Origin of the sequence: Streptomyces sp. NPDC048419 (assembly GCF_043200415.1) — a bacterium.
GTDB lineage: Bacteria > Actinomycetota > Actinomycetes > Streptomycetales > Streptomycetaceae > Streptomyces.
This window is the reverse complement of sequence record NZ_JBICXT010000015.1, coordinates 1-5,239: the sequence shown is the minus strand read 5'-3', so window position 1 is coordinate 5,239 and position 5,239 is coordinate 1. Positions and strand designations below refer to the sequence as shown.

Genomic DNA, 5,239 nt, shown 5'->3' with positions numbered 1-5,239 from the left:
GGGTGGCCGTTGATTGCAGTGAGCTCTGCCGCGATCTCTGGGAAGCGGTCTTGCAGGGATGCGCCAGGCGGCGGCGTCTGCAAGGCCCCTTGTGATGCCGTCCGCCGGCACTGTGAGCAGCCGCGACCGCCCGCTTTCGTCCGATCGACTACTCGACCGCGCCATTGATGGCCACACGTGCCGCAGGACCAGAGGACAGTCCGGCCGCTGCCGGTAGTGAGGGTATCTCGATCAACGGCTGCGGGTTCAACGGCGCTGATTTCTGCAAAGACAGCAGGATGTGTATCGCGCAACATGCGGCGTAAGACCACATCTTCCCCCTGATGCAGGACAAGGGCTCATATTACAGAGCCACCGCCTGCTGCACCGGCGGTCCAGAGGTCGCGGCAGACGGAAGCAGCGTCTCTGCGCCCCGACTGTGTCGGTGCTGTGTAGCAACGAGCCGTCCTGGCTGACCGATTGCTGTTGTGGCCTCGGGTTCTTCTTGCCCAGGGTGTTGTGGTCAGGGCGGTGCTCATAAGCCGCCAAGTGGTCGTCGTTGGCCACTGTTGAGCGACCTCGGACGGCCCAGGGACGGAGGAGGGACGGCCTACGAGCTGATGGGCAACTCCCGTGCGCGCTGGCGTGCTTGGGCCCGTAGCTCCTTCAGGCGACTGTGAAACGCGTTATGGCGGTTCTGGTCGAGGTTCAGCGGGAGGTCGAGCTGAGAGATGAGCTGCGACTCCAGGTCCCACGGTTCGCTCTGCTCGATCCAGCACACCTGCGCGTTGTCCGCCATCCACTGGCTCAGAGTGGCCTCGCCGGCCTTGCCGAAAGTCATCCGCTTGCCACTGCCCACGCGGCGCAGCTCAAGTCCGAGCAGACATCCGAGGGTGAGCCTCAGCGTCGAGCCAGCCGCATTGCCCCGGTAGTGGTAGCGCACCCGCTTGCGCAGGTTCTGCGTGCTGGTCCGGTTCGCCATGTACCGCGGCGCTATCCCGACGTAGAGCAGACGCCCAGCGTCCAGGTCCACGTGGGGCGACTGCTTGAAGTGCCACCCATAGACCCCTGCCGCAGCCGGCACAGGGCCCGGACGCTCCAAGACCTCCAGTGCCGACCACAACCGAATGGGACTAACGAGAGCGGTAGTCTCCACGAGGCCTCCAGACATGCCACGGTTGATCGTCGCAGGCTACTGGTCGACGCTGACAGATCGTCCCTGGCCCGCGTGGCTGCGACATCAGCTTGGGAAGCTAAGGGTGTTTAAGGCTCGCTCTTGGGTTGACCTGTGGCGGAGCAGCGTCGGGGCTATATGAGCGGTCGACCGGCTCCCCGGTGTTCCCCGTGGTTCCCCGCAGGATCTGGCACGGGTCTGGCACGAGTTGGGAGAGGGCTTGGTAGATCGCAACGGTGACGGCGAAACTCCCTGACACGCGCACCTGCTGGCCCGTAATGTCATTAGATCAATGTGGATCACTTGAGCAGAGGTGATGCATGGCCCCACGCCCGCGGCGTTTGTGCGCCTTCTGTGGCAACCCAGGGAAGATCACGGACGAGCACCTGTGGCCGCAATGGATGGGAAAGTACACACAGGCGACCGAACCAACACGATCCACCCGGTCTCTAGGTTTCGGTCACCAAGAGGCCGACACAATCACGATATATCCGCATGCCATGCGTGAGCGTCAAGGCTCCGTCCTGGGCTTTGTCGCGAGAGAGGTCTGCGGAGACTGCAACGGCGGCTGGATGAGCCGGCTTGAGATGAAGACCGAGCGCCTCATCGTGCCCCTCATGCAGGGGAAGCGGGTACTGCTGGACGAAGAAAAGGGCACCGCCCTGGCGACGTGGGCCACGAAGACGGCGTGGGTGAACGAATTCATCGGCCGCCCGGGGCCTGATCCCACTCCCCAGCCGCTCACTACGCCAGCCATGCGCCGCTACCTGATGGACCACTCCACCCCGCCGCAGCACACTCGGGTGTGGATCGCCTACCACCAGGGCCTCTATCACCTCGATATTCGTGCCGCTGAACTGCGTATCAGCCCATCACCGGATCCAGACGATCCCGAGGTTTACACCGCTCTGTTCACGGCGCTGACCGTGGACAAACTAACCATCCTGGTTTGGACCGCAGAGACTGATCGAGTGATCGTGCCACAGCTCCCTGCCAGCTACTGGCACCCGGTGTGGCCGTTCGAAGCGGCGTTCATCTGGCCGTTGCAGCGCACAGTGAACGATCTGGCCATCGATACAACTCTGACCCGACACTCCCAACGCCATCCGCTTCCGCCTCACCACCGCGTCGTGCAGGGAGAGTTGGAGTCAGGTATCCGCAGACTGAATGAGCTGCGGGATCGCCCCCTGCACGACTGAGATTCGTGAGGCCTCAAAATGGCATCAACGCCGTCCTCGATCGATACTAAAAACATCTCGTAAAGCGGAGGTAGCGTCGTGGGGAATCGTGGTAAGCGAGGTCGGAAACGCGGTAACCCAATTCCGCCAGAAGAAGTAATTGAGTTTGCTGAACTTCCGTATGGCCTTATGGTTCGACAGGGGCGTTTTATCGAGACGCATGGAACGCGCAGTCAGAGCGAGATGGATGAGCTCGTAGATTATCTCTCGGGGCCGTATGCCGAGCATCTTAGTAAAAAGAGGGAAAAGGCGAGCGCGCGACTAGATGAAATCCTCACAGAAACCGATCCGCTCGACCTGATTTGCCGAGCGTCGTTGACGTATGCCCAAGTCGACCCCGTGACGTTTCGAGAGTCCGAGAATGATCAGCTTCCATCTCATATCGAATTTCTTGCCCTACGGGCGCTCCCACATGTAAAAGATGACCCGCAAGGTGACACGAGAAGTGACCCGTTGGAGACAGCGATCCTCACTGGCGAGGCAATTAAGCTGACTCGGGAACTCTTTGATGCGACCAGTGAAGTTACCCTTTTCAGAGCACTGAAGGAGTCTCGCGGGAAAGAAGATGTCATCGAAGACGAGTACGTTCTGAGGACTCGAATTGACTCCATGAGTGTAAGGGGGGTTGGTTACCCCGAACATCTGACAAAGATTCTCCTCGGTTGCTTCAATGAATTTGACAGCGAATGCCGCCGACTTTTGGGGTTTACCGCATCGGAAGCAGTTACAGTCGTTCACGCGATTCACAATATTGTCGAAGAGAGAGTGCATCCGCTCCGCAGGGAGGCTGCCGATAGCTTTGGCCCCCTGTCCATCTTGCTGAAGAAGCAACGCAGAAAAGGCAGTGGGCCTTTCCCGGGGTGGTTGGTCAAGGCTTCACCCACAGAGGGAAAGAACCTTCTATCCATGCTTGTTTTTGCTAGGGCGCTGGCAGAATCGCGCGCTCTCTGCACTATTGTTCCGTCTGAGATTGCATCATATACAGCGCTATCCGTCGAGTCGGTAAAGTCTATCCTTGACTCATTCTCGTGCGACCCTGTGGAATATAATGATGAACACCACAAGTATCCTGTCGGTGCTCACCCACTTACTGAACGGCCCGTTCTAAAGACAACCCAGGGGTACATCCTTCCTGTGCCAGCCGCAATGTTTGAAGCGCTCCGGCCAAGGATGGAGGACTTGCTAAGAAAGGCGGTAGGGGCGAAACTTTGGGAAAGGTACTTGGCGGCTCGCGGTAAATACCTAGTCCGCGAGGCTGTGGATCTAATTGCAAACGCGCTTCCTGGGGCGGCCAAAGATTGCGAGATCCCATGGAAGTCAACCGTGACGCAGAGCGATCTGGATGGACTCGTATTTTCTGACGACGTTGCCTTTCGGATCCAAGGAAAAGCGGGACGTCTACATGCGGCCACAAGACGCGGTGCTCCAGGGAGGATGAGGAAGAATATCGAAGAGCTGATCGAATCGGCGGCATCGCAGCACAAAGCACTAGCTGATGCTCTTCGAAATGAAGGTGCCGCGGCGATCGGCCTTAGTAAGTACTCCGATGCGCTTAGTAAGAGATTCCAGTTCGAAGTAATCGTGACTCTTGATGACGTTACGGTCTGGGCAACTGATACCCATCAGCTGGTTCAGCATGGGAATTTGGCGGAAGATCGTCCGGTTCCATGGGTCCTTTCATTGGCTGACCTCATGGTGGTCACGGATCTTCTCCACAGCAGCTTGCTCCCGCATTACGTGATCAGACGGCAGCGCTTGGAGAAGCAGGCCTTCGTGTCGGCGCATGATGAATTGGATTGGGTTGGGCATTACCTCAAGGAAGGTCTCTTCTTCGACGGCTTTCTTGTCGACGGGCCCGCCAGGATGCGACTCCTTAGTTACACCGATTTCATTGATGCTTGGTATCTAACCCGAGAGCTTGAGGGGGTTACATCCGCTGAGAAACCTGCTCCCAGAATTCCAGAGGGGTTGCGCGGTCTCTTGGATCGACTAGAAAAAGTGCGACCGGCGCATTGGATTACTGCATCCCTCGCTCTTATCGATGGAGACGAAGCGGCCTGGGACGAGTGGAACACCTTCCTTGTTCGCGCGCGGCAGAGAGTTCAAACGGTAGGCTGGTCAAATGCCACCCAGATCTATAACGGCAGACTTGGTGTAACTGTTTACCTGAATTATAGGATCGTGCAGTTGCGCAAGCTTATACGTGAAATCGAAAAGTACTCGCGTCGCAAGAAGGATGAAATGGGACTTCCCAATTGGGTAGCCATTGGAGATGCTGGCGGCGATCGCCTATCTGTGCATGTGATCGAAGATTCTGACGGTGGAGGTCTTGAGCATGCATTTATGAAATCGGCGGCGCCCGCTACGGAGTAACGCGCGGGTGAGCCCACGGTTGGTGGAGCGGCTTTGGGGTGGCGCTGCTTTGGCGCGAGTGATCATGGCCCCGTAAGCTTCGGGCGCGTCGGGCAGTCTGTGGACCTGCCCGGTGAAGCACGACGTTGGGGCCATGATCTGCGAGGCTCGCGCCAAAGTGGCTCCGTAAAGCCGTGGAGCCGACCGCCCCAGCCACGATGTATCCCTTCTCTGGCATCAGGTGGCTGGATGCTCTGAGCGCGGCACGGGCGCCGGCCGGGCTGGAGCGGGGCGGAGACAGGAGCGCAGGCCCGGCCGGGGGCCGGGCCGCGCGCGGGGAGCGGAGCGAGCCGCCTTGAACCAGTAGAGAAAGTTGTAACTCAGTCGGTCTTGTGGGGCTTTGTCGTGTCTCGGTTGATGCTTGACGCAGTGGCCTCACCTGATGCTTGACACCGCTTGCTTCGGTTTGGCTGTGCGCCTGGATGTGGCGCATGGG

4 protein-coding genes are annotated in these 5,239 nt (G+C 59.0%); 2 read left to right on the top strand and 2 right to left on the bottom strand.

Going from position 1 to position 5,239, the window contains the following annotated elements:
- On the bottom strand, positions 1-296 hold a 296-nt coding region (locus tag ACGFYN_RS28130), incomplete at its 3' end, for a zinc-ribbon domain-containing protein (RefSeq protein WP_393868887.1).
- A gap of 293 nt (positions 297-589) precedes the next feature.
- A complete protein-coding gene (locus ACGFYN_RS28125) occupies positions 590-1,012 on the bottom strand; it encodes a GIY-YIG nuclease family protein (RefSeq protein ID WP_393868670.1) in 423 nt (140 codons plus the stop codon).
- A gap of 641 nt (positions 1,013-1,653) precedes the next feature.
- Here ACGFYN_RS28125 and ACGFYN_RS28120 point away from each other — a divergent pair.
- Positions 1,654-2,352: a hypothetical protein gene (locus tag ACGFYN_RS28120; protein WP_393868669.1), complete on the top strand. Its 699-nt coding sequence runs from the start codon at positions 1,654-1,656 to the stop codon at positions 2,350-2,352.
- Between the two features lie 222 nt (positions 2,353-2,574).
- The gene (locus tag ACGFYN_RS28115) at positions 2,575-4,764 is read left to right on the top strand and encodes a hypothetical protein (protein WP_393868668.1); all 2,190 of its coding nucleotides are present in this window, start codon (positions 2,575-2,577) and stop codon (positions 4,762-4,764) included.
- The last annotated feature ends 475 nt before the right edge of the window (positions 4,765-5,239 follow it).